General features: G+C 70.5%; 24 protein-coding genes and 2 pseudogenes. 13 read left to right on the plus strand and 13 right to left on the minus strand.

Annotation, left to right across the window (positions count from 1 at the left end; translation table 11 throughout):
• Nucleotides 1–2: 2 nt before the first annotated feature.
• A complete protein-coding gene (locus AC1DSC_RS11240; RefSeq protein WP_018906024.1) occupies nt 3–1199 on the plus strand; it encodes an NnrS family protein in 1197 nt (398 codons plus the stop codon).
• A gap of 43 nt (nt 1200–1242) precedes the next feature.
• Here the strand turns inward: AC1DSC_RS11240 and AC1DSC_RS11245 are convergent, their stop codons facing one another.
• From AC1DSC_RS11245 to AC1DSC_RS11275, 7 genes are all read right to left on the minus strand, one after another.
• Nucleotides 1243–2754, minus strand: a complete 1512-nt coding sequence (locus AC1DSC_RS11245; RefSeq protein WP_018906023.1) for a bifunctional aminoglycoside phosphotransferase/ATP-binding protein — start codon at nt 2752–2754, stop codon at nt 1243–1245.
• Between the two features lie 16 nt (nt 2755–2770).
• A complete protein-coding gene (locus AC1DSC_RS11250; protein WP_018906022.1) occupies nt 2771–5263 on the minus strand; it encodes a cation-translocating P-type ATPase in 2493 nt (830 codons plus the stop codon).
• Between the two features lie 62 nt (nt 5264–5325).
• Nucleotides 5326–6171: a universal stress protein gene (locus tag AC1DSC_RS11255; protein ID WP_018906021.1), complete on the minus strand. Its 846-nt coding sequence runs from the start codon at nt 6169–6171 to the stop codon at nt 5326–5328.
• A gap of 118 nt (nt 6172–6289) precedes the next feature.
• Nucleotides 6290–7207 carry an ABC transporter permease gene (locus AC1DSC_RS11260; protein ID WP_230537901.1) on the minus strand — a complete coding sequence of 306 codons (918 nt, stop codon included), beginning with the start codon at nt 7205–7207 and terminating at the stop codon, nt 6290–6292.
• 79 nt (nt 7208–7286) lie between these two features.
• Complete coding sequence (locus tag AC1DSC_RS11265; protein ID WP_018906018.1) at nt 7287–8123, minus strand: universal stress protein; 837 nt, start codon at nt 8121–8123, stop codon at nt 7287–7289.
• Nucleotides 8120–8518 (minus strand): hypothetical protein, encoded by a 399-nt coding sequence (locus AC1DSC_RS11270; protein ID WP_018906017.1) that lies wholly within the window; start codon nt 8516–8518, stop codon nt 8120–8122. Before AC1DSC_RS11270 ends, AC1DSC_RS11265 begins: the two co-directional genes overlap by 4 nt.
• A gap of 15 nt (nt 8519–8533) precedes the next feature.
• Nucleotides 8534–9358 (minus strand): universal stress protein, encoded by an 825-nt coding sequence (locus tag AC1DSC_RS11275; RefSeq protein WP_018906016.1) that lies wholly within the window; start codon nt 9356–9358, stop codon nt 8534–8536.
• A 225-nt stretch (nt 9359–9583) separates the two neighbouring features.
• On the opposite strand from AC1DSC_RS11275, the gene mgtA reads away from it, so the two are divergent.
• Nucleotides 9584–12172 (plus strand): magnesium-translocating P-type ATPase, encoded by a 2589-nt coding sequence (gene mgtA, locus AC1DSC_RS11280; protein ID WP_018906015.1) that lies wholly within the window; start codon nt 9584–9586, stop codon nt 12170–12172.
• 103 nt (nt 12173–12275) lie between these two features.
• Nucleotides 12276–12368: pseudogene (locus AC1DSC_RS11285) on the plus strand (universal stress protein); the annotation flags it as partial.
• A gap of 8 nt (nt 12369–12376) precedes the next feature.
• On the opposite strand, the pseudogene AC1DSC_RS11290 reads toward AC1DSC_RS11285, so the two are convergent.
• Nucleotides 12377–12511: pseudogene (locus AC1DSC_RS11290) on the minus strand (universal stress protein); the annotation flags it as partial.
• Nucleotides 12512–12651: 140 nt separating this feature from the next.
• Between AC1DSC_RS11290 and AC1DSC_RS11295 the strand changes: the two are divergent.
• The 6 genes from AC1DSC_RS11295 (at nt 12652) to AC1DSC_RS11320 (ending at nt 17014) form a co-directional block, all read left to right on the plus strand.
• Nucleotides 12652–13167, plus strand: coding sequence for a universal stress protein (locus tag AC1DSC_RS11295; protein WP_018906013.1), 516 nt, complete (start codon nt 12652–12654; stop codon nt 13165–13167).
• Nucleotides 13164–14060, plus strand: a complete 897-nt coding sequence (locus AC1DSC_RS11300; RefSeq protein WP_018906012.1) for a ribose-phosphate pyrophosphokinase — start codon at nt 13164–13166, stop codon at nt 14058–14060. Before AC1DSC_RS11295 ends, AC1DSC_RS11300 begins: the two co-directional genes overlap by 4 nt.
• 108 nt (nt 14061–14168) lie before the next feature.
• Nucleotides 14169–14372, plus strand: coding sequence for a YgaP family membrane protein (locus AC1DSC_RS11305; RefSeq protein ID WP_018906011.1), 204 nt, complete (start codon nt 14169–14171; stop codon nt 14370–14372).
• Between the two features lie 148 nt (nt 14373–14520).
• Complete coding sequence (locus AC1DSC_RS11310; protein WP_018906009.1) at nt 14521–14871, plus strand: hypothetical protein; 351 nt, start codon at nt 14521–14523, stop codon at nt 14869–14871.
• Between the two features lie 62 nt (nt 14872–14933).
• Entirely contained in the window at nt 14934–15206 is a 273-nt protein-coding gene (locus AC1DSC_RS11315; protein WP_018906008.1) for a hypothetical protein, read from the plus strand.
• Nucleotides 15207–15433: 227 nt separating this feature from the next.
• Complete coding sequence (locus AC1DSC_RS11320; RefSeq protein ID WP_018906007.1) at nt 15434–17014, plus strand: PHA/PHB synthase family protein; 1581 nt, start codon at nt 15434–15436, stop codon at nt 17012–17014.
• A 109-nt stretch (nt 17015–17123) separates the two neighbouring features.
• Here AC1DSC_RS11320 and AC1DSC_RS11325 read toward each other — a convergent pair whose 3' ends face one another.
• Nucleotides 17124–18632, minus strand: coding sequence for a thymidine phosphorylase family protein (locus AC1DSC_RS11325; protein ID WP_018906006.1), 1509 nt, complete (start codon nt 18630–18632; stop codon nt 17124–17126).
• 80 nt (nt 18633–18712) lie between these two features.
• Nucleotides 18713–19606, minus strand: a complete 894-nt coding sequence (locus AC1DSC_RS11330; protein ID WP_018906005.1) for an MBL fold metallo-hydrolase — start codon at nt 19604–19606, stop codon at nt 18713–18715.
• A gap of 69 nt (nt 19607–19675) precedes the next feature.
• On the opposite strand from AC1DSC_RS11330, the gene AC1DSC_RS11335 reads away from it, so the two are divergent.
• Genes AC1DSC_RS11335 through AC1DSC_RS11350 form a run of 4 tightly spaced genes read left to right on the plus strand, consistent with a single transcriptional unit; the run spans nt 19676 to nt 21541 of the window.
• The gene (locus AC1DSC_RS11335) at nt 19676–20002 is read left to right on the plus strand and encodes an ArsR/SmtB family transcription factor (RefSeq protein ID WP_018906004.1); all 327 of its coding nucleotides are present in this window, start codon (nt 19676–19678) and stop codon (nt 20000–20002) included.
• 2 nt (nt 20003–20004) lie between these two features.
• The gene (locus AC1DSC_RS11340) at nt 20005–20439 is read left to right on the plus strand and encodes a YeeE/YedE family protein (protein ID WP_020610600.1); all 435 of its coding nucleotides are present in this window, start codon (nt 20005–20007) and stop codon (nt 20437–20439) included.
• An 11-nt stretch (nt 20440–20450) separates the two neighbouring features.
• On the plus strand, nt 20451–20909 hold the full coding sequence (locus tag AC1DSC_RS11345) for a DUF6691 family protein (protein ID WP_018906002.1): 459 nt from the start codon (nt 20451–20453) through the stop codon (nt 20907–20909).
• Complete coding sequence (locus tag AC1DSC_RS11350) at nt 20906–21541, plus strand: DUF599 domain-containing protein (RefSeq protein WP_026284167.1); 636 nt, start codon at nt 20906–20908, stop codon at nt 21539–21541. Before AC1DSC_RS11345 ends, AC1DSC_RS11350 begins: the two co-directional genes overlap by 4 nt.
• A gap of 206 nt (nt 21542–21747) precedes the next feature.
• Here AC1DSC_RS11350 and AC1DSC_RS11355 read toward each other — a convergent pair whose 3' ends face one another.
• The 3 genes from AC1DSC_RS11355 to AC1DSC_RS11365 all read right to left on the minus strand — a co-directional run bounded on the left by AC1DSC_RS11355 (nt 21748) and on the right by AC1DSC_RS11365 (nt 23704).
• Nucleotides 21748–22455, minus strand: a complete 708-nt coding sequence (locus AC1DSC_RS11355; RefSeq protein ID WP_018906000.1) for a VIT1/CCC1 transporter family protein — start codon at nt 22453–22455, stop codon at nt 21748–21750.
• Entirely contained in the window at nt 22452–23033 is a 582-nt protein-coding gene (locus tag AC1DSC_RS11360; RefSeq protein ID WP_018905999.1) for a cytochrome b, read from the minus strand. Before AC1DSC_RS11360 ends, AC1DSC_RS11355 begins: the two co-directional genes overlap by 4 nt.
• A 209-nt stretch (nt 23034–23242) precedes the next feature.
• The gene (locus tag AC1DSC_RS11365) at nt 23243–23704 is read right to left on the minus strand and encodes a hypothetical protein (protein ID WP_049809369.1); all 462 of its coding nucleotides are present in this window, start codon (nt 23702–23704) and stop codon (nt 23243–23245) included.
• Nucleotides 23705–23825 lie beyond the last annotated feature (121 nt).

The following is a 23825-nucleotide window of genomic DNA, read 5'->3' on the forward strand; positions in this document are numbered from 1 at the left end:
CCGTGGCATCCTTCATTCCGCTCGAACCTGCACAGCCCCCTTCCACCCGGGCGCCGGCCTTTGCGCTGTGGCAGCTCGGCTTCCGGCCCTTCTACCTGCTGGCCAGCGGCTTCGCGGCGCTGTCCATCGCGCTGTGGGCGATGCAGTTCGCGGGCTGGCTGCCCGGCGCCTACCTGCAGGGGCCGATGTGGCATGCGCACGAGATGCTGTTCGGCTTCGCGCTGGCGGTGATCGTCGGATTCCTTTTCACCGCGGGGCGCAACTGGTCGGGGCAGCCCACGCCCACGGGGCTGCCGCTGGCGGCGCTGGCACTGCTCTGGGTGGCGGGCCGCGTGCTCGTGCTCACGCCTTTTGCGTGGACAGCCGCCGTGGCCAACGCGGCGTTTCCGCTCGCCTGCGCGCTGGCGCTGGCGCGCCCGCTGGTGGCCGCGCGCAACCGGCGCAACTACTTCTTCGTCGGCTTGCTGCTGCTGCTCTCGGGCGCCGCATTCGCCTTTCACCTGTCGGCGCTCGGCGTGATCGAGGTGCCGGCGTGGCTGGGCATCCAGGTGGCGCTGGACGTGCTGCTGTTCATCATGGCCGTGATGGCGGGCCGGGTGGTGCCGATGTTCACCAACAACGGCATCTCGGGCGCGGGCGCCACGCGAAACGCCCTGGTCGAGAAGGCCGCGCTGGGGCTGGTGCTCGCGCTGCTGCTGGCTGATGCCACGGGCCTGCCACCGGTCGCCGGAGCGGCGCTCGCCTTGGCGGCGGCGCTCGCGCATCTGGTGCGCTGGCTGCTCTGGCGGCCCTGGAAGGCGCCGGCCAACACGCTGGTGCTGGTGCTGCACGTGGCCTACGCATGGATTCCGGTGCACCTCGCGCTGCGGGCGCTCGCGCTGCACGGCGCGGTGCCGGCATCGCTCGCCACCCATGCGCTGACCGTGGGCGCCGCGGGCGGACTCATCATCGGCATGATGGTGCGCACGGCGCGCGGCCACACCGGCCGGGTGCTGCGCGCCGACCAGGTCGACACGGCCTGCTTCGTGCTGGTGCTGCTCGCTGCGCTAGTGCGGATTCTCGTGCCGCTGGCCACACCGGCGCACACGGTCGCCGCGGTGCTTTGTTCCGCCGCATTCTGGAGCCTGGGCTTCGGCCTCTACGCGGTGCGCTATTGGCCGGTGCTGACGCGGGCCCGGGCGGACGGCAAGCCCGGCTGAGCGCCCCCTGCACGCAGGAGCCTTGCGCTTCGGCCAGCGGAGATCAAGTCTTCGCGCGCCAGCGCGCCTCGAGCGCCGCGATGTCCACTGCGTCCTCGGTGAAGACCTCGATAGCCAGCGTGCGCTCGTCGGCTTCCAGGGGCTCGTGCACTGCGAGCTGGCGCGCCAGCACCTCCAGGCTGGCCTCCGACGCGTCCGTGCCCGCGGCTCCGCGTTCGGCCACGCGGCGGCGCAGCACCGCTTCGGCGGCACGGCAGTCCAGGATCGCGAAAGGCAGGCCGAGCTCGGCCGCCAGCACCTGGAAGCTGCGCCGCTCGGCGCTGCGCAGGAAGGCCGCATCCACGATCACCGGATACCCTGCCAGCAACGCGTCGCGCGCGCAGGCCCGCAAGCGCTCGAAGGTCCGCCGCGTGGCCTCCGCGCCGTAGATGGCCAGGCCCCGCTCGGCGGAGCGGGCGAGCGGATCGAGGCCGAACAGGCGCTTGCGCTCCACGTCGGAACGGATGCGCACCGCGCCCGCAGCGCACAGCAGCAGCGAGGCGATGCTCGATTTGCCGGAGCCCGAGAACCCGTGCGTGATCAGCAGGCGAGCGCGCCCCCGCGGGCCGTGCGCCAATTGCGCGGCGCAGGCCAGGTAGTCGGGCTTCGATGCGGCCTGCGGCCCCAGGCCCGCGGCCATGGCCCGCACCAGCGCCCGGTACACCTCGTAGAAGCCGAGCACCTGCAGGCCCGCATGGTCGCCGCTGTGCTGCAGCCACGCATCCAGGAAGCGGAACGCGAGGTCGGCGCGGCCGTGGGCCTTCAGGTCCATGGTGAGGAATGCGATGTCGCTCATCACGTCGATCCGGCGCATCATGGGGTCGAACTCGATGCAATCGAAGGCGGTGAGTTCGCCGTCCACCAGGACGACATTGGCCATGTGCAGGTCGCCGTGGCATTCGCGCACCGCGCCACTCTGCTGGCGCGCGATCCAGGCCATGTGCAGCGCCTGCGCGCGTTCGCGGATCCATGCGGACAGGGTCGCGAGACAGCTGTCGCTGCGTTGCACGAGCAGCTGGCTCACGACATCGACGGCCGCACGAACGATGGCGTCCGGCGCGCCGAATGCGGACGGCGGCACCACGCGCTCGGCCGCACCCTGCAGCGCCGCCACCCGCCACGCGAAGCCGTCGAGCCAGGCCGGCTCCAACCGGCCTGCCATCAGCAGGTTGCGCAAGAGCGACGACTCCGGAAAGCGCCGCATGCGGACCACGTGGTCGATCGGCACGCCGTCGCCGCCGAGCCGCGGCGCCTCGCGCGCGCCGCACACCGGCACCACGTCCAGGTACAGCGAGGGCGCGAAGCGCCGGTTGAGGCGCAGTTCTTCCTCGCAGAAATGCTTGCGCGCCGCGATGCTTGCGAAGTCGACGAAGGGAAAGCGCACGGGCTTCTTGAGCTTGTAGGCGTGCGTTGCCGTCAGCAGCACCCACGAGATGTGCGTCTCGACCAGCTCGACGCGCGCGCCGGTTTCCCGCTGCAGTGATTCGCGCAGCGCCTGCACCAGTGTCGTGTCCATCTGTCCTGTTTCCGATTCAATGGCGATGAGAATCAACGAAAAGGCGCCACGCCGCCCAACTGGCCGGCAGCGCGGCCCACAGGGCCCAGTGCGGCGGCAGGGTCGCCAGGCCGAACCGTGCGCCGACGCCCGGCACACCGGTCAGCAGGACCCAGACCACGCAGACGCCCACCAGCAGCGCATGGAACACCGCGTTGGCGTGCGTGCGCCCGAAGCCTGCCCCCCGGAACCACACCAGCAGCAACAGGTTGCCGAGCACGATCGAGCCCAGGCTCGCCAGGCGCAGCACCTCCGGCGAAGCGCCGCGCTCGCGGCACACCCATTGCACCAGCGCCACGCCGGCAAACGCAAGCCCGCCGAGCGCCAGCGCGTGGCCGGCCGAGCCCAGCGAGAACAGCGTGTCCTCCTTGCGGCGCGGCGGCACGTCCATGCTGTCGTCCGGCGCGGGCTCGGCCTCGAAGACCAGGGAACAGGCCGGGTCGATCAGCAGCTCGAGCAGCACCACGTGCAGCGGCAGCAGCAGCACCGGCCCGCCCAGCACGACCGGGATCAGCGCCACGCCGACGATGGGCACGTGCACCGCGAAGAGATAGCCCAGGGCCTTGCGCAGGTTGGTGAAGATGCGCCGGCCGGCGCGCACAGCGTCGACCAGCGAGGTGAAGTTGTCGTCCGTCAGCACCAGCGAGGCGGCCTCGCGCGCCACGTCCGTGCCGCGCTGGCCCATCGCGACGCCGATGTCGGCCGCCTTGAGCGCGGGCGCGTCGTTGACGCCGTCGCCCGTCATCGCGACGACCTCGCCGCACTGCTGCAGGGCCTGCACGATGCGCAGCTTCTGCGCCGGGTCGACCCGCGCGAACACCTGCACCTCGCGCACGCAATCCCGCAGCGCTTCGTCGTCCATGGCGGCGAGCGCCGCACCGGTCATCACATGCGCCGCGGCGCCATCGACGAGCCCGGCCTGCCGCGCGATCGAACGCGCCGTGAGGGCGGCATCGCCGGTGATCATCACCACGCGCACGCCCGCGTGCCGGCACGCCTGCACGGCAGCGGGCACTTCGTCGCGCAAGGGATCCATGAAGCCGAGCAGGCCCAGCGGCGTGAGCCGAAGGCCCTCGGGCAGCGCGGCGTCGTCGCCGGGCGCGGCAGCGCGGCCCTCGGCCACCGCGAGCACACGCAGGCCGGCGGCGCTCCAGCGGTCGGCCGCCTCGCGCAACCGTTGCGCCAGCGCCGGATCGGCGCCGCAAAGACCGAGCACGGCCTCCGCCGCGCCCTTGACCGCCACGGCCTCGCCGGGCACGCCGGGCGCGTGCCAGCAATGCACCACGTAGGGCGAGCCCTCGCGGATCCCCCGGCGCACGCCGGGCGCCCAGGCCGGATCGGGGCGCAGGCCCGCAGCCTCGGCGGCCGCGCGCACCGCCCGGTCCATCGGTTCGACGCCCTCCGCGTTGCTGGCGCGGACCGCGGCCTGCAGCAGGCGATGGAAGCGCTGCGCCGCCGCCTCGCCCGCTTCGTGCAACTCGCATTCGCCGGCACCGTCGTGCAGGGCCGCCAGCGCCATGCGGTTTCGCGTCAGCGTGCCGGTCTTGTCCACGCACAGCACGGTGATGGTGCCGAGCGCCTCGATGGCCTGGGGCTGGCGGGTGAGCACGTTCGACTTGGCAAGACGCCAGCCGCCGAGCGCCAGCATCACGCTCCAGACGACGGCGAACTCCTCGGGGATCAGCGACATCGCCAGCGTCAGCCCGACCAGCAGGCCCTGGGTCCACGAGCCCTCCCGCAGCGCGAACACGGTGGCCGCGGCCAGGCAGGTGAAGGCCGCGAGCCAAGCCACCCGCCGCACCAGTTGCTGCAGTTCGTCCTGCAGCCGGCTGGCGCGCGGCGCGAGCTGCGCGATGGACCGGTGGATGGCGCCCAGCGCGGTGTGGGCGCCCGTGCCCGTCACCTCGGCCACGCCGTCGCCGCGCACCACCAGGCTGCCCGCGAGGAGCACGTCCGCCCGGCCCTCGCTGCCGCCCGGGCCACCGGCACGCTTGGCCAGCGGCATCGACTCGCCAGTGAGCAAGGATTCGTCGACCTGCAGCCCGACGGCCTCGACCAGCCGCGCGTCGGCGGACAGGCGGTCGCCTTCGTTCACCAGCAGGCAGTCGCCGCGCACCAGTTCGCGGCTCGCGATCCGGACGGGACGCCCCTGCCGCACGACGGTGCAGCGCGGACTGGACAGGTCCTTGAGCGCTTCCAGGACCCGCTCGGTACGCTGCTCCTGGTAGATCGACAGTCCGCCCACCAGCAGCACGGACACCGCGAGCATGCCGGCCTCGCTCAAGTCGCCGAGCAGGGCATAGAGCGCTGCGGCGGCCAGCAGCAGCATGAACATCGGCTGCGTCAGCGCGCCCCAGGCGATGCGGGTCAGGCCCTTGCGGGAAACGGAGGGCAGGACATTCGGGCCGTCGCGGCGCAAGCGCCGTGCGGCCTCGGCGTCGGCCAGGCCCGGGGGCGGGTTGTCGCGCACGGGGATCTTTTTTGGGTTGCGTGGGAGCGGGCCTGCCGTGCCGGCGCGCGCCCGCGGCCGGCTCAGTGCACCATCAGGACCGGCACGGCCATCCGCGCGAGGATCCGCCGCGTGACGCCGCCCAGCACCCGCTCGCGCAAGCGCGAATGGCCATATCCCCCCATCACGAGCAGGTCGGCGCCCAGCTCCGCGGTGCGCGACAGCAGCGCATCGGCAATGTCGATCTCGGTTACCTCGCGCTGCGCACTCGCGCGCACGCCATGCCTGAGAAGGAACTGGAGCATTTCTGGAACGAGGAGCCGCCGCTCGTCGTCCGCACCGCCCGGATGGCTGCAGGAGATCAGCGTCACGCGCGCTGCGCGCCGCAGCGCCGGCAGGCCCGCATGGATGGCGATCGCGGATTCCCGCGAACCGTCCCAGGCGACCGCGACATTCTTCGCGGATGCGTTGAAGTTCCCGGCGCACGGCACGATCAGCAGCGGGCGCCCGGCTTCCACCAGCACCTGCGGCACCAGGCCGCGTGCCGTGGCGTCCGCCGCATCCGAGCCGTCGCCGTCCTGTCCGAGCACCAGGAGATCGCTCGCGCGGCCGTGCCGGACCAGGGCATCGACCGCCCCTCCGTCAGCCAGGCAAACCTCGTACGACAGCGGGCCCGACTCGTGGATGCCCTCCCTGAATTCCCGAGCGACGGCCTCGGCCCGCAGCCGCAGGCGGCTGGCCGCATCGGCGATGTAGTCGGTCATGCCCACGGCGACGGTCCCGGCCGGGACCACGCCGCCATGCAAGCCCGTGGGAACCAGTCCGACCAGGTGGCTTTCATGGGCCTTGGCCCACTGGGCCGCCAGTGCGGCACGCGCCGCGCTGCGGCCGGAGCGGTCCAGGTGAACGAGGATGGTTCTGAAGTTCATGAGGCAGCCTGCTCGGTGATGCGCGCGCCCCGGCGCGGGATGTGGGCGGTGCACGAATCTTCGGGCGCGCACCGCTCGGGCGGCTTGATGCCGATCAAGCCAGCGCGGCGGGGATTCTTCAGGCCATCAGGCTGATGGTCTTGCGAAATCGCGCCAATGCGGCTGCGAACATCACGCAGCCGAAGGCCGCGAGCATGGCGAACTGCGGCCACACGACACCGATGCCTGCACCGCGGAAAAGTATGGCCTGGCCGGCCGACACGAAGTGCGTCGTCGGCGCCGCGAGCCTCACCTCCTGGACAAACGAGGGCATGCTCTCGCGCGGCGTGCTGCCTCCGGAGAGCATCTGCAGCGGCACCAGCACGAGCACCAGCAGCATTCCGAACTGCGGCATCGACCTGGCCACGGTGGCCATGAAGATGCCCATCGAAGTCGTCGCGAACAGATGCAAGGCGGTGGCCGCCATGAACAGCGCGATCGAGCCCTCCACGGGCACCCGCAGCGCGCCGCGCACCACCACCGCCAGCGCGACGCCAACCGCCACCATCACGACCAGCCCCATCGACCAGATCTTCGCCAGCACGATCTCGGCCGGTGTGACGGGCATGACCAGCAGGTGCTCGATGGTCCCGTGCTCGCGCTCCCGGATCAGGGCGGCGCCGGTCAGGATGATCGAGAGCATGGTCACGTTGTTGATGAGCTCGGAAAGCGAGCCGAACCACGCCGCCTCGAGGTTCGGATTGAAGCGCATGCGCATCGCAAGCTCCGCCGGCAGCACGGGATCGCCGCGAAAGCGCTGCGCGAACTCGGCGACTTCCGCCGCCACCATCTGCTGGATGTAGGCGCTGCCGGTGAAGGCTTGGCTCATGGGCGTGGCGTCCACGTTCAGCTGCGCCGCCGGCGCGCGGCCGGCCAGCACGTCGGCCTGGAACCCTGGCGGTATGTCGAGCACGAAGGTCTGCCGGCCGCTGTCCATCGCCACGCGCAGCGCGGCCACGGCTGCGGCGGACGCGTCCGCCCGGACGGTCGAGGCCATGAAGCATGCGCCGCGCACCGCGGGCACCGACAGGAAGCAGGCCACGCTGCTCGGCCGCATCTGGCGGGCCGGCTTCGCTTCAATGGGCCATGAGGACGGGGATGGGAGTGCGCGCAAGAACGTCGTGCGTGACGCCGCCCAGGAGCCGCTCTCGCGACCGGGCGTGCCCAAAGCCCCCCATCACGATCAGGTCGGCCTTCCGCGCCGAAGCGTGGGCCAGCAGGGCATCGCCGGTTCTCCCGGCCACCGCACTGCAATCGAAAGCGGCCCGGATGCCGTGCCGCAGGAGCCAGCCGTCCAATTCGCCGGCAGAAGGTGTGCCGGCCGAGTCGGCGCCGCCGTCTTCCCGCATCGACACCACGGTGACGGTGTTCGCCGCGCGCAACAGCGGCAGCGCGCCCGACACCGAGAGCGCCGCCTCCCTGCCGCCATCCCAGGCCACCAGGATCCGGCTCAAAGCACCTTCGAAACGCCCCGCACGCGGCACGATGAGAACGGCCCGCCCCGCATGCAGCATGATCTCTTCGGGCAGCTGCCGGGCCCGGGCGTCCACCGCCGCCTGCCGGTCTGCCTGTCCGACGACGACCAGGTCGCTCGCGTGGCCATGGGCCAGCACGGCCTCCACCGGGTCGCCATCCGCCAGCCGGATTTCGCAGGGCAGCGGGCCCGTCTCGCGCAGCCGGCAGCGAAACACGTGCGCCACGGCCTCGGCCCGCCGGCGCTGGTACAGCGCGGCCGCAGCCACCAGGGAGACGGCGTCCCCCGTTTGTGCGAACGCCGCCTCGGATGGCACACCCGTGGGCACGAGGCCGAGCAGATGGCTGCCGTGCTGCCTTGCCAGCCGGACCGCGAGCAAGGTGCGGGCCTCGCACCGCTCGGTGTGGTCGAGGTGCACGGCGATGGTCGAGAGCGTCATGGCTTCTTTCGGGAGGGCGTGGCCGCGAGCGCGGCGTTCAGCGTGCGCAGTGCGTCGGCCACCACGGCGCGCCGGGACGCCGACGCGGCGACCACGTGCGGCGCCGCGGCCGTCGTCGGACCGATCGCCGGCCGGTCGAATGCACAAGCCGCCGAGGCGTGTGGCGCCGCGGAGCACCAACACGCATTCATCGGCAGCGTGGCCCGGAACTGCCAGCCCCCGGCCCGGGCGATCGCGTCGGTCTGGGCACGGGTCTCGGCCGCGCTGTCGCGCAGCGCGTGGGATCCGAGCGCCAGGCACTGTGCCCCCGCCGTCTCCAGCATTTCGAGCGTGTGCAGCCAGATGCTCCACTGCGCCTTGCAAAGCGCCAAGGGAAAGGTGAATTCGGTGCTCATGGCGATGGGTCCCGCTCAGTGCGACATCAGCACGGGCAGCGTCATCGACTGCAGGATCGACTGCGTGGCGCCGCCGAGCACCCATTCGCGCGCCCGGCCGTGGCCGTAGCAGCCCATGACCAGCAGGTCCGCGCTCAGGTCGGCCGAGAAGGAAAGCAGCCTGCTGCCGGCACTCTCGTCGTCGCCGCCGCCGGGGTGCAGCTCGAGGTTCCGGACCCCCTGCACCCGCAGATAGTTCTGCAGCTCCTGCAAGGAGGCCTGCGCGTCCTCGCCGTAGGCCACGGCATGCACGCGCGACGCCGTGCGCAGCCACGGCAGCGCCGCGCTCACCGCGCGCGCGGCCTCGCACGTTTCCTTCCACGCCACCAGCACGGTGCGCCCGATGGGGCCGATCGGCCCCGCATACGGCAGCACCAGCGCCGGCCGGCCGCTCTGCACCAGCAGGCTGGGCAGGAAGTCGCCGGGGAGTTCGCCCTGCATCGGGCCGTTCCTGTCGCGCTGGCCCAGGATCATCAGGTCGGCATAGAGCGCGCGCCGGGCGAATCCCAGGGGGCCGTCGCTCTGCGGCTCGGCCCAGCGCAGGCGCCGCAAGCCCGCGCTGTTCGCCATGAAGGCGGCGTACATCCTGTCGCGCGCCCCCTTGTCGATCTCCTGCATGATCGCGACGGCTTCCCCCGCGGCCTCCATGGCGAACGGATAGCGAACGAGCGCGGACAGGGTGCACGGCTGGCCGGTGACTTCGGCCTCGAAGGCCTCGGCCAGTTCGCCGGCCACCTTGATGCGCTCCGCCGTGCGCGCCGAGCTGTCGAGGTGAAGCAGGATGGATTTCGGGGTCTGCATGAAGGCTCCTGGAGCTTGCGCAATGCGATGGGCCGACCTTAGGCCGCCCCGCCCGCGCGGCCTTGCGCTGGATCAACCGCCCGCGAGCTTGCGCACCGCGGCGCCCGATGCTTGATCGGGCGCAAGGCCGTTGCGCGCAGGCATGCCTAGTCTTGGGCCTTGTCCAGCTTCGATGGAAGAATGTTCCGCGTCGCCAGCCCGGCGTTGCGACGACATCCGGTTGCAGTGACCCTCCCTTCGCACGCCAGCCCCGACGCCTCCGTTCCCGAGCCATGGTGGCGCGGCGCGGGCGCGGGCGCCACCTGGGGCCTGTCGCAGCTGCAGGCCGACGAGGCGCGAGCGCGCTGGGGCCCGAACAGCTTCGAGCCGCAGGCGAAGCGCTCGCTGGCACTGCAGTTCCTCGCCCGCCTGCGCAATCCGCTGGTGCTCGTGCTGCTGGCCGCCAGCACGATCTCGGCGGCCACCGGCGACATCGCCAACGCCGGGATCATCGTGCTGCTGGTGCTGCTGAGCGTGACGCTCGACTTCGTGCAGGAGCACCGCGCCAGCAGCGCCGCCGAGAAGCTGCGCGCTTCGGTGGCGCTGCGCGCGCGCGTGCTGCGCGACGGCGCCGTGCGGGAGATTCCGGTGACCGAGGTGATGCCGGGCGACCTGATGCTGCTGTCGGCGGGCGATCGGGTGCCGGCGGACGGCCTGGTGCTGGAGGCGCGCGACTTCTTCGTCAACCAGAGCCTGCTGACCGGCGAGTCCTACCCCGTGGAGAAGCACCCGGGCGCACCCGGGGGCCGCGCCGCCGAGCTGCAGGACGCGCTCAACGCGGTGTTCATGGGCAGCACGGTGATCAGCGGCAGCGCGCGCGTCGGCGTCATGGCCACCGGCTCGCACACCGCGCTCGGCGAGGTGGCGAGCAGCCTCCAGGCCGAGCCGCCGCCCACCGCATTCGAGATCGGCATGCACCGCTTCGGCATGATGATCATGCGGATGACCCTGCTGCTGGTGCTGTTCGTGCTGCTGGTCAACGTGATCCTGCATCGGCCGCTGCTCGACGCCTTTCTGTTCGCGGTGGCGCTCGCCGTCGGGCTCACGCCCGAGCTGCTGCCGATGGTGGTGTCGGTCACGCTCTCGCGCGGCGCCATGCGCCTTGCCTCGCGCCGCGTCATCGTCAAGCGCCTGGCCTCGATCCAGAACCTCGGCGCGATGGATGTGCTGTGCACCGACAAGACCGGCACCCTGACCGAAGCGCGTATCAGCCTCGCCCGATGCGCCGATGCGGACGGCCGCGACAGCGCACGGGTGCTGATGCTGGCCCACCTCAACAGCACTTTCGAAAGCGGCCTGAAAAGCCCGCTCGACGAGGCGGTGCTGGCGCACCCGATGGACACCGCGGCCTGGAAGAAGATCGACGAGGTGCCCTTCGACTTCGAGCGCCGGCGTGTCTCGGTGCTGCTCGACCGGGGCGATGCGCGCTGGCTGGTGGCGAAGGGCGCGCCAGACGACGTGCTGGCCCTGTGCAGCCGCTTCGAGCGCGACGAAGGCCGGTCGCTGGCGCCGCTGGACGCGGCCGCCCTGGTACAGCTGCGCGAGCGCTGCCATGCGCTCGAACGCCAGGGCCTGCGCGTGCTGGGCGTGGCCTGGCGCGACGTGCCCGCGGACCATCCGCATGCCGACGTGCGCGACGAGAGCGCGCTGGTGTTCGCCGGCTTCGCGGCCTTCATCGATCCGCCCAAGGCCGGCGCGGGCGAAGCCATGGCCGCGCTGGCCAAGAGCGGCGTCCACGTGAAGATCGTGAGCGGCGACAGCGAGCTGGTGACCCAGCACCTGTGCACCCTGCTGCGCATTCCCGTGGCGGGCGTGCTGACCGGGCAGGAAATCTCGGCCATGGACGAAACCGCGCTGCGCGCCCGCGTGGGCCGCACCACCCTGTTCTGCCGCGTCAACCCGGCGCAGAAGAACCGGATCATCCTGGCGCTCAGGGCGCGCGGCCATGTGGTCGGCTACCTGGGCGACGGCATCAACGACGCCCCTGCGCTGCGCTCGGCCGACGTGGGTCTGACCGTGGACAGCGCGGTCGACGTGGCGCGGGAGGTGGCCGACATCGTCATGCTCGACCACGACCTTGCGGTGCTGCACGAGGGCGTGCTCGAAGGGCGGCGCACCTTCGGCAATGTCATGAAGTACATCATGATGGGCACGAGCTCCAACTTCGGGAACATGCTGAGCATGGCGGGCGCCTCGCTGCTGCTGCCCTTCCTGCCGATGCTGCCGGCGCAGATCCTGCTCAACAACGTGCTCTACGACCTGTCGCAGGCGGCCATTCCGCTCGACCGCGTGGACGCCGCCGACCTGCACCGGCCCCGCACCCTCGACATGAAGTTCATCCGGCGCTACATGTGGCTGTTCGGTGCGATCAGCTCGGCCTTCGATGCACTGACCTTCTGGCTGCTGATCCATGTGCTGCACGCACAGGCGCCGCTGTTCCGTACCGCCTGGTTCGTCGAGTCGCTGGCCACGCAGGTGCTGGTGATCTTCGTGATCCGCACGCGAGGCAAGCCCTGGGCCAGCCGGCCCGGCGCGGCGCTTTCGCTGGCATCGCTTTTCGTCGTGGGGGCCGCGCTGCTGCTGCCTTTTTCGCCGCTTGCCAGGTTCTTCCACTTCGAGCCGCCGCCCGCGATCTTCTTCGCCTGGCTGGCCGGCATGCTGGTGGCGTACCTGGCGCTCGCGGAGATGGCCAAGCGATTCTTCTACGCCCGGCTGGCGGCCGCCGCGCCTTCGAGGACGCGCGGGCATCCGCCCCGCCGCAAGGCACGGGCCTGATCCATCCCGCTGCGATGCAGCCGCTTCAGCGCTTCTTGATGTGAATCAACGTGCGCGGCCGCGGCTTGCCTAAGCTCGCGGCAGACACGCTCGGAGACCTCTCATGTTCAAACGCATCCTGGTCGCCACCGACGGTTCCGCGCTTTCGAAGAAGGCCGTCACGAGTGCCATCGCGCTCACCGCCCAGACTGCGGCGCCTCAACCCCGGTGCGGCAGCGGGAGAACCGCATGGAGCACGGTGTAGTCGTGACCGGAGCCCAGCGTCTCCTGGTGGGTGGCCAGGTAGCCGAGCATTCTCCGCGTGTAGTCGCTGCCGTCCACTGCAAGCAGAATCTTCATGGCGTCTCCTTCCGTTCGAAATGCGGGAGGGCCTGATGTTCGCCGCGGCGCTGTCGACCTGCCTTGCGCCACCTCAAGGCGAGGGGCGCCGTCCTTCGGATACTGACGGTCTTTTCAACCCGCAATCCGAGGAGTCCGCCATGTACCAGCGAATTCTTGTTCCCATCGACGGCAGCCCGACGGCGCGGCGCGGACTGGACGAGGCCATCCGCCTCGCGAAGCTGACGCAAGGACGGCTACGGGTGTTTCATGCGATCGACGACCTCTCGTTCGCGCTTGCCGTGGATGCCTATGGCTACGCCGGGGATTTGCTGAAGGTGCTGCGCGAGAACGGCGATCGCCTCCTTGAGGAAGCCAGGGACTCGGCAAAGACGGCCGGCATCGGGGTCGAGACGGTGCTGTGCGACAGGCGGTCCGGACCGGTTCATGAACTGGTCGCCCAGGAAGCCGCCACGTGGCCTGCGGCCCTGATCGTGCTCGGCACGCACGGCCGCCGAGGCGTCGGGCGCGCGATCATGGGCAGCTGTGCGGAACACATCCTGCGCTACGCGCCCGTGCCGGTCCTGCTCGTGCGTGCGCCGGAAGCCCAATCGAAGCCCGAGGCGGAGAAGCCGTTGCGCGTGCATCTGCCGACGGGAGCCCTGGCCTTCGAATGACCGCGCCCGGCGTCGTGATCGCGATGCCCGGGAACGAACAGCTCGCCGAAGAGCTGGCGATCCGCCTCGGGCTGGAACGCGGCGTCGCCACGGTGCGGCGCTTTCCCGATGGCGAGTCCTACGTGCGCATCGAGTCGCCGGTCGATGGCCGGGGGACGATCATCGTCTGCACGCTCGACCGGCCTGACGACAAGCTCGTGCCGCTGTTCCTGCTGGCGGCGGCGCTGCGGGAAGCCGGCGCGCGGTCGGTCGGCCTGGTCGCGCCGTACCTGGCCTACATGCGGCAGGACCGTCGCTTCCAGCCCGGCGAGACGATCAGCGCCCACCATGTGGGCGCATGGATCTCGCAGTGCGCCGACTGGCTGCTGACGGTCGATCCCCACCTGCACCGGATCACCGACCTGTCCCAGGTCTGCAGCGTTCCGGCGCACGCCGTCCATGCCGCGCAGAGCATGGCGCAGTGGATTCGAGAGCATGTGCGCGACCCCCTGCTGATCGGTCCCGACGAGGAAAGCGCCCAATGGGTCGGCGCCGTGGCGCAGCATGCCCTTGCCCCCTTCGTCGTGCTGCGCAAGACGCGCCGAGGCGACCGCGATGTCGAGGTCCCGCTGCCGGACGTCGAGCGCTGGCGCTCGCGCACGCCGGTGCTGGTGGACGACATCGTCTCGACCGCCCGCACCATGATCGAGACGGTCGGCCATCTGCGCCAGGCGGGGCTCGCCGCCCCTGTGTGCGTGGCGGTGCATGCGGTGTTCGCGCAGACCGCATTCGAGGACCTGCGCGCGGCCGGTGCGGGCGAGATCGTCAGCTGCGACACCATCCGCCACCCGTCCAACCGGATCCCGCTCGCCGCGGCCATTGCCGCGGGCGTCCGCACGCTGCTGCCCGCCTGAGGGCTCGGATGCGTCCGATGCAGTCTGGAACCTCGAATCCTTGATCTGCCTCAACACCGGACAGGCTTGCGCCGCACAAGATCTTCTCCTGCCCACAAGGAGAAACGCATGTCCTTCCTGTCGAAAAACATCGGTCCCCTGGAGCGCACGGCGCGTGTGGGCGGCGGTACGCTGCTCATCATGCTGGCGGCCACGGAAATCGTAGGCCGGTGGGGCTACATCGGCGTGGTGCCGCTGCTGACCGGGGTGATCGGCACCTGCCCGCTCTATTCGCTCTTCGGCTTCAGCACCTGCGCTCGCGCCAGGCGCTGAACGCGTGGCGAGACCGGCCATGCCCCCGCTCCAGTGGCTCGCGGTCGCGCTGGCTGCGGTACTGCTCGCAGCGGGAGCCTGGCTTGCGCTGAACATGTTCGTCTTCTGGATCACGCTCGACTGAGCGCTCGGGAACGCGTCCATGTGCATGAATCTCCTGAAGGAGCTGTCCGATGCGCCGCTGCCCTGCGCCAGGGCCGATGCCGCGATGATCGACAGGTTGCGCCTGCTGGACGCCGCCGGTCTGATCAGGGTGCTGATTCCATCGCCGCACATCGGCTGCGACCGCTGTCTGCGGCAGGCCCCGGCCACCGTGCTCGAGATCACACCCCACGGATGGGAAGCGCTGCGCACGAACGTGGTCGAGGAAGACACGCCGCTCCCGCCGCCGTGTCGGGGGCGCCCGCGCTCGGGCAGCGCGGCGCTGGATCTCGCGCAGCTGGCCGCCTGGTTCAGCAGTTTCCGGCACAGGCCAGGTCGCGCCGATACCGACGATTGACACCTTGTTTCCGTCTGATGCGCAGCATTGATGATGCCGCCACGCACGAGGTCTAGATTGAGATGGCGCCGTTCTTCTTCCTCTTGCAACGGCCGGTGCCAACGCAAGCGCTCAAGGAGACCAAGATGGACACACCTCATGCATCCTGCGGCTACGAACTGCGGTTTCAACCTCTGTTCGCCAATCAGCGCGCCTTCGCCTTTCCCTGCGACGCGATCGGCCATGTCGACATGGACTCGCTCAGCGAGCGGATGCTCAACAACTACCTGTATGCACGCGCAGTGATGGGGCTGGAGCTTTCCTGGCCCGAGGTGCGGGCGAGCCGGCCGCACTGAGCTCCGGGCGCGGCGCGTCTTGATTGATTCAGCGCAAGGCCACCGCCGCCTGCGGTCCCTACATTCGGCCAGACCGGACGCACCGGCGACGCGGTGTCCCGGCCTTCACGCGGACGCGCGAACCTTCCCGAAGAACACCACCATGAACGAAGCGCCCGACGAACTAGACAGAACCTTGCACGCGCTCTGGGGGGCACCTGGGCGGGGGCCTGTCGCCCGCCGCACAGATGCTGGCGTGGTCGGATTGGGCCATTCACCTGGCGACGCAGCCCGGGCGCGCAGTGCGGGCCGGTATCGACGGGGCCGTCGTCCAGGCACCCGACCCGGCGCACGAGCCGCGCCTGTCGGGCGGCGAATGGGACGCTTGGCCGTTCAGCTTCTACCGCCAGGCCCACGAAGCTGCCGCCCACCGCCTGCGCACCTTCATTCACGGCGTGCCCGGCGTGGACCGCCACCACGAGCAGCTGGTTGCCTTCCTGGCAAGGCAATGGCTGGAGCTGCTCTCGCCCGCCAATGGCGCGATCACCAATCCGCAGGTGCTGCGCAAGGCCGCGGCCACCGGCGGCACCAGCCTGGCGAATGGCGCCATGCACTGGCTCGAGGACGCGGGCCGCGCGGCATGGGGCCCGCCGCCTGCAGAGGCCGCATCGTTCCGGCCCGGGCACGAAGTCGCGCTCACGCCGGGAAAGGTCATCCTGCGTAACGAGCTGATCGAGCTCATCCAGTACGCCCCGGCCACGCCGACGGTGCATGCCGAGCCGGTCCTGGTCGTCAGCGCCTGGATCATGAAGTACTACGTGCTCGACCTCTCGCCGCACAACTCGCTGATCCGCCATCTCGTGGCCCAGGGGCATACGGTCTTCGCCATTTCCTGGAAGAACCCCGGGGCGGCGGATGCGCGGCTCGGCATGGCCGAGTACCTGCGCCTGGGCATCATGGCGAGCCTCGACGCGGTCGAGGCCGTGCTGCCCGCACGCCGCGTCCATGCCGTGGGCTACTGCCTCGGCGGGACCCTGATGGCCATCGCCGCGGCCGCCATGGCGCGGGACCGGGACGACCGCCTGGCCACGCTCACCCTGCTGGCCGCGCAAACCGACTTCACCGAGCCCGGCGAACTGGGCCTCTTCATCGACGAAAGCCAGCTGGCGTTCCTGGAAGACATCATGTCGCGCCAGGGCTACCTGGACGCGCGGCAGATGGCGGCGGCTTTCCAGGCGCTGCGCCCCGGCGAGCTGCTCTGGGCGCCGATGGTGCGCAACTACCAGCTGGGCGAACGCGTGCCGATGACCGACCTGATGGCGTGGAACGCGGACGGCACGCGCATGCCCTACCGCATGCATTCCGACTACCTGCGCAGCCTCTTCCTCGAGAATGCGCTGGCCGAAGGGCACTACCTGGTCGACGGACGGCCGGTCTCGCTGAACGACATCGACGTGCCGGTGTTCGCGCTCGGCACCCGCACCGACCACGTCGCGCCCTGGCGATCGGTGTACAAGATCCATCTGCTGTGCGATGCCGAAGTCACCTTCGTACTCACGGAGGGCGGCCACAACGCCGGCATCCTGAGCGAACCGGGCCACACGCATCGCAGCCACCGGGTGCTCAAGCGGACGAAAAACGCGCCCTACCTCGCACCGGACGAGTTCCTCGCGCGCTCACAGGAAACGACGGGTTCTTGGTGGCCCTGTTTCCAGCAGTGGCTGGCCGGCCATTCGGGACCCCGGCGCCGGCGGCCGGCCATGGGGTCGCCGCGGCGCGGCTACCCACCGATCGGCGACGCGCCGGGCACCTACGTTCTTGCACGCTGACCAGCCGGCCTTGCCGGCCCGCGGGCCACTCGGGGCGGCCTGGAAAGCTCCTCGAATGTTCGCGGCCCGGGGCCGCTGCCACCCTCGCCCTCTTGCACCCAGGCACGCCTCAGGAAACGGCCCCGATGCGCACGACGGGCAGCTGCGAGCGCACGAAGCTCAAGGCGTACTGGAGCTCGCCGAGACTCCCGGCGTGCAAGGTGAAGAGCGGCTGGCCGCGAGCGACACGGTCCTGCACGCGCACGTGCATCGAGGCGCCCGCCGCCGGATCACGCGGCGCACCGGCGAGCTTGGCCATGCGCGCCACCAGGCGGGTGTCGATGCCCGCCACCGCCCCGGCCGCAGGCGCGGTCACGCAGTGCGTGTGGGCCGCCTTGGGCGGCACGCGCAGCCCGCCCTGCGCTTCGCAGATGGCAATGAAGCGGGCCAGCGCGCGCCCGTCGTCCAGCACCGCGCGCGCCAGCGCATTGCCGGTGCCCGGCGCCGCCTTGCCCGCCAGTTCGAGCAGCAGGCCAGCCAGCAAGAGCGCGCGTTCGCGCAGGTCCGCCGGCGCATCGGCGGCACGTTCGAGCACCGCCATCACGTCCATCGCCTCTAGCGCAGGGCCGACGCCGCGGCCGACCGGCTGGCTGCCATCGGTGAACACCGCCTGCACCTGCAGGCCCAGCGCAGCGCCCACCGATACGAGGCTGTGCGAGAGCTGGCCGGCGGCCGCATCGCTGCGTACCTTGGCCAGAGGGCCGACTGGAATGTCGATCAGCACGCGCTGCGAACCCATGGCGGCTTTCTTGGACAGGATGGAGGCCACCATGAGGCCTTCGCTGTCGATGCCGAGCGGCCGCTCCACGCGGATCAGCATGTCGTCCGCGGGACTGATGCGCATGGCGTTTCCCCATGCGATGCAGCCGCCTTCGCGCTCGACCACGCGGCGCATCGCCGGCAGGTCCAGGTCGACCGGCGCGAGCGTTTCCATCACGTCGGCCGTGCCAGCTGCCGAGGTGATGGCGCGCGACGAGGTCTTGGGCATCACCAGGCCGCAGGCCGCGATGATCGGCACCACCAGCAGCGTGGTCCGGTTGCCCGGCAGGCCGCCGATGCAGTGCTTGTCCATCACCGGCGAAACGCCCCAGTCGATGCGCTCTCCGACGTCGACCATGGCGCGGGTCAGCGCCACGGTCTCGTCCAGGTCGAGGCCGCGGCCGGCGCAGACTGTCACGAAGGACGCCAGGTGGATGTCGGGAAGGCGTCCGCGGCTCACGTCCTCCATCAGCGCGCGCAGCGCGGCGTAGTCCAGCCTGCCGCCATGCACCTTGCTGCGCAGGTGCGCCAGCGAATCGAGGATCGGCGGGTGACGCACCACCAGTTCTTCACCCTCGGCGGCGCCCATCAGGGCCCAGGCCGCCTCCGACAGCGCGATCTCGTCGCCGCGCAGCCAGTCGCTGTTCACCTGGTGCAGGATCGCGAACAGATGGCGCCCCTTGGCGATCACCTCGACCTGCGCCTGCGACTGGAAGCCCTCGGCACGGCACACGGCGCAGTCGCTGCGCATGTAGACCACGGCCTGCTGGTACGTGTCGATGCCGGCGCGGCGGGCCAGCAGGCGGTTGGGTGACGACATGGCGCTCCTTTTCCGAACGGAGCTTGGCATGCGCCGCACAGCCGGGACTTGATGCCCGTCAAGCCCGCAGTCTCCAGGGCTCAGTCGGCGGCGGTGCGGCGAACCGGCAGCGCGTTTATCGGAATGCGCAGGTAGGACACGCCGTTGCCGTCGGGCGGCGGCAGCCGGCCGGCTCGCACGTTGACCTGGATCGACGGCAGGATCAGCGTCGGCACTTCGAGCGTGGCGTCGCGTGCGCGCCGCATGGCCACGAACTCGTCCTCGCCGATGCCGTCGCGCACATGGATGTTGCGGGCGCGCTGCTCGGCCACGGTGGTCTGCCATTGCGCCGGCCGCGATGGCGGCGGGTAGTCGTGGCAGACATACACCGGCGTCTCGGGCGGCAGGTCCAGCAGCCGGCGCATCGATGCGTACAGCTGGCGCGCATCGCCGCCCGGGAAGTCGGCCCGCGCGCTGCCGAGGTCCGGCATGAAGAGCGTGTCGCCGACGAATACCGCGCCGCCGATCAGGTAGGCCATGTCGGCGGGCGTGTGGCCGGGCACCAGCAGGGCCGTGGCCTCGATGGCGCCGATGCGGAAGGTCTCGCCGTCCTTGAACAGGTGGTCGAACTGGCTGCCGTCGGGCAGGAAGCCGCGCTCCAGGTTGAAGAGCGTCTTGAAGGTGGCCTGCACCGTGCGGATGTGCTCGCCGATGGCAATGCGCCCGCCCACGCGTTGCTGCAGATGGCTGGCTGCCGAAAGGTGGTCGGCATGGGCATGGGTCTCCAGGATCCAGTCGACCTGCAGCCCGTGCTCGGCCACGCAGGCCAGCACCCGGTCCATGGACGCGGTGCCGGTGTGGCCCGACTTGAAGTCGTAGTCGAGCACCGGGTCGATCACGGCGGCGCGCAGGCTGGCCGGGTCCCACACGAGGTAGGAGACGGTGCCGGTCTGGGGATCGAAGAAGGCCTGGATGGAAGCTGGGGTGTTGTTCATGGAGAGCTCGCGGGGTCGACCAATGATCTATGGATTAATAATATATATGTTTGTATAATGTCGTCAACCATGAAATCACTCCGCCACCCCGTCTTCGATCCTGAGATCCTGCGCGGCGCTGCTTCCCGCGCGGTCGGCGTGCTGAAGGTCCTGGCCAACGAGGACCGCATGCTGCTGCTGTGCCAGCTGTCCCAGGGCGAGATGTGCGTGAGCGAACTCGAAGCGCAGCTCGACATCCGCCAGCCGACGCTGTCCCAGCAGCTGGGCGTGCTGCGCAACGAGGGCGTGGTCACCACGCGCCGCCAGGGCAAGAACGTCTTCTACGCCGTGGCGGACCCCGCGCTGCTCGAGATCCTCGCCCTGCTCTACCGGATCTACTGCCCGAAGGAAGAATGACGATGACGATCGACTGGCCTGCATTCACCCCTTGGACCGCCCTGGCGGGCGGCGTGCTCGTTGGCGCGGCCGCCGCGATGTTCGTGCTGCTCAATGGCCGCATCGCCGGCATCAGCGGCATCGTCGGCGGGTTGCTGCGGCCCGTGCGGGGCGACGTGGCCTGGCGCCTGGCGTTCGTGGCCGGGCTGGTCGCGGCGCCCATGGCCTATGCGGCTTTCGCGCAGTGGCCCAGGCCGCAGATCGATGCCGGCTACGTTGCGCTCGTTGCAGCCGGCCTGCTGGTCGGCGTGGGCACGCGCTATGCATCGGGGTGCACGAGCGGCCACGGCGTGTGCGGCCTCTCGCGGCTGTCGCCGCGCTCGCTGGCGGCGACTGCGGTCTTCATGGGTGCCGGCTTCCTGACCGTGTTCCTGATGCGCCATCTGCTCGGTCTTTGAGGAGAACCGCCATGACCGTCTTCACTTCGTTCCTTGCCGGCCTGGCGTTCGGCCTGGGCCTGATCGTCTCCGGCATGGCCAACCCGGCCAAGGTGCTCGGCTTCCTCGACCTGGGAGGGCGCTGGGATCCGTCGCTCGCCTTCGTGATGGGCGGCGCGATCGCCGTCGGCGCCGTCGCGTTCGCGGTGGCGAGGCGCCGCACACGCTCCTTCCTCGGCGCGGCGATGCGGCTGCCGGCTTCGCGCACGATCGATCGCCGCCTGGTCCTGGGCAGCGTGCTGTTCGGCATCGGCTGGGGCGTGGCGGGCTTCTGTCCGGGCCCGGGGCTGGTGGCCGCGGGCATGGGGGAGGTGAAGGCACTGGTCTTCGTCGCCGCGATGCTCGCGGGCATGGCGGGGTACGAGCTGGTCGAGCGGCGCAGATCCGCCGCTGCGGGCATGCCGGGCGCTGCGGCGGACACGGCGCGATGAGCTCGGCTGTGGCCTGGCTGGCGATCCTGGCGACCGTCGCGGTGCTCGCCGCCTACGAAGGCGCGCGCGCATGGGCACAGCACCGGGACCCGCACCGCGTGGCGCGCAGCGCGCATGCCTTGCTGCGGGAAGAGTGGTTCGATGCCGTATCACAGCAACGGGGTTCGGAGATTCTCTCGGTCCAGACACTGCGCAATTCCCTGATGTCCGCGACGATGACGGCGTCGACCGCCGCGCTGGGACTGGTCGGCACCGCGACGCTGACCGCCCCTTCGCTGCGCGAAGGTCTCGGCGGCGCCGGATGGCTGCATCTCACACCCCGGCTCGCGTCCGAACTCCTGCTCCTTGCCCTGCTGCTTGCGTCGCTCGTGTGCTCCGCCATGGCTGTGCGCTACTACACGCACCTGGGCTTCATCAGCGGCATGCCGGTGGAATGCGCGGCACGGCAACGGTGGAATCCGATGGGCAATGGCTATGCGCGCCGCGCCGGCGCGCTGTACGGCTGGGGGCTGCGTCATCTGATTCTCGTGGCCCCCGTTCTCGCCGCACTGGTACATCCGCTCGCGGGACCGGTGGCGGCATTGGGGGTAACGGCCGTGCTTTGGGGGTTCGATCGGGTCGACGGCGAGTGAGGCGGGGTCATCCACGGGGCGCGTTGCGCGGGCTTCTCAAGGCAAATCGAATCTGCCGCCACTATCATGTGAAGCGTGCGGGCTGCCCACGCAGCGTCCGCGACATGAGCCTACGTGGGCAATGAACGCCGCAGCGGCCCGCAAGGACTTCATGCCCGATGCCTCCAGGCCTGCCCGGCGACGCCCGGGCCAGGACGCCGTGACGTTCAGGCCGGCGCGCCGAACACGGCACCTGCCCCCGCCGTGATTCCCATGGCCAGCGTGCCCCAGAAGGCCACGCGCCAGACGCTTCGCGCGACGGGTGTGCCCCCGATCTTCGCGGCAATGGCACCGAGCAGCGCCAGGAAGGCGATGGCGGTTCCGATGGTCCACGCCAGCAACGATGCCGGCGGTGCCAGCACCACCACGGCAAGCGGCATGGCCGCACCCGCAGCGAAGCTGCCTGCGGAAGCCAGCGCCGCCTGCAGCGGGCGCGCGCTCAGCGCTTCCGAGACGCCCAGTTCATCGCGTGCATGCGCACCCAGCGCGTCGTGCGCCATCAGCTGCGTGGCGACCTCGCTGGCGAGCTTGTAGTCGAGCCCGCGGCGCACATAGATCGCGGTCAGTTCCCGCTGCTCGGCCTCGGGCTCCGAGGCGAGTTCGCGGCGTTCGCGCTCCAGGTCCGCGGTTTCGGTGTCGGCCTGGGAATACACCGAGACGAATTCGCCCGCGGCCATCGACATGGCGCCGGCCACGAGGCCCGCCACGGCCGTCGTCAGGATGTTGGCGTGGCCGGCATGGGCCGCCGCGACGCCCACGACCAGGCTGGCCGTGGAGATGATGCCGTCGTTGGCGCCGAGCACTGCGGCCCGAAGCCAGCCGATGTGTTCGGTGCGGTGGCGCTCGGGATGGGCGCGATAGTGGAAAGATTTCATCTGTCCCTGCCATGGGCTCCTTGGCGCGAACCGCGCCGGGGCAGCATGCGCGAGAGCGTGTCGTCGCGAAAGAGGTAGTGGTGGGCCAGCGCGGCCGCCGCATGCAGGCCGATCAGAAAATAGCCGGCGGTGGCCAGGGCTTCGTGCACGTCCTGCAGCTGGTCGGCCAGGGCCTCGTTGGCATCGACGAGCGACGGCACAGGCAGGCCGAACAGCGCGATCGGCTGGCCTTCAGCGCTCAGCGTCATCCAGCCCAGGATGGGCGTGGCGATCATGAAGACGTAGAGCGCGAAGTGCACGGGCCCTGCGAGCCTGTCCTGCCAGTCCGGCACCGCGGGATGGATGCCGGGCGCGGCGCCCGCGCTCCAGCGCACGGCGAGCCGAAGCAGCACGAGCGCGAGCACGCCCAGGCCCAGCAGGAAATGCAGGGACTTCATGGCGCTTCTCAATTCACTGCCCTTGGGCGCGAAGCCGCGCAGTTCCATGCAGGCGTAGACGGCGGCCAGCAGCAGCAGCATCAGCCAATGCAGGCCGATGACCGCTGCGCCGTAGCGGGATGTCGAGTTTTTCCAGGACATGTCGGGCGCCTTCAGAGATGAAAGACACGGCTGCTGTGGACACCGGCGCCGAATGGCTCGGGGACGGTGGGCAGCAGGATGCCTGAAGCGCTGCGAGCGCACGCAGGGTTTGACGATGAATTCACGATAGAGCCTTTGAAAACTGAACAGGATCGCCGCGCGGCGCGAGCGCGCGCAGCAGGACCGGCATCGCATGGCGAGGCCGCGAGTCAACGTGCAAGGGGCGGCGCGGTACCGGGCGGGAGCCTCAGCCAGGCGGTGGCCGGCGGAGGTGCCCGGTTGCGTGCGTCGAGGCGCTCGGACGGCACGCGCGAGGCCGTGAGCCACGGGACCCGCAGCAGCGGCAGGATCAGCGGCAGCAGCGCCAAGACAAGAAGCATCAAGCCGGACAGCCCATCGCGGAATACGTCGGGCTGCTCGATGCTCGCGCCCGGCGGCACGAACACGGTGGTTTCCGCAATGGCGGCGTGACCGGGCCGCTCGTCGGGTTCGAACTGCACAGTGGAGCTCACGGCGCGGATGCGAAAGCCCGGCTCGTCCTCCCATCCGTCGTCGCGGAAATGAATGGCGATGAAGGGCTGCAGCGCCGTCAACACCAGGGCGAACACCCACCACCACGCCACGGATCCCGTGCGTCGACGTTGGCGCTGGTTCGACAATTCCACTCGCATTACTGAGATCGTTCTTTTCAGCACGCCTCGGCGGCGGCTTCTCGCCGAGCCGCGAAACGGGGCCCGATGCGCCAAGCCTAAGGGGGTTGCACCAAAGAACAAAGCAAGGCCGGCCAATAGG

The sequence above is a fragment of the Variovorax sp. 01N425 genome (genome assembly GCF_056399465.1).